Raw genomic sequence first — 519 nt, forward strand, 5'->3', positions numbered from 1 at the left:
GGATCGAGGCCGCCCAGCGGTCCCCGATCCACGCGCTGATCAACACCTACAAGGTGGCGCTGCCGCTGCACCCGGAATACCGGACGATGCCGATGGTCTGGTACATCCCGCCGCTGTCGCCGGTCGTCGACGTCGTCCGCGACACCGGCCACGACGCCGAGGACCCCGGGAACCTGTTCGCCGCGATCGACGCGCTCCGCATCCCCGTCGAATACCTCGCGGAGCTGTTCACCGCCGGGGACACCGCCCCGGTCGACGCCGTCCTGCGCCGGCTGGCCGCGATGCGGTCCTACATGCGCGACCTCAACCTCGGCCGCGACGCCGACGACGCCGTCCCCGCCAGCGTCGGGATGACGGGCGAGGACATGTACGACATGTACCGGCTGCTGGCCCTCGCCAAGTACGACGAGCGGTACGTGATCCCGACGGCGCACGCCGAGCAGGCGCACGGCCTGGAGGAACTGGCCACCGACTGCAGCCTGAACTACGAGGGCGGGCCCGGCATGGGCGGCTCCGGCA

Annotated in this window: 1 pseudogene; it reads left to right on the forward strand. The window is 71.3% G+C overall.

Annotation, left to right across the window (positions count from 1 at the left end):
• A pseudogene (gene narY, locus E1285_RS45245) lies at positions 1-519 on the forward strand (nitrate reductase subunit beta); the annotation flags it as partial.

Origin of the sequence: Actinomadura sp. 7K507, assembly GCF_004348425.1 — a bacterium.
In the GTDB taxonomy this organism is placed as follows: domain Bacteria; phylum Actinomycetota; class Actinomycetes; order Streptosporangiales; family Streptosporangiaceae; genus Spirillospora.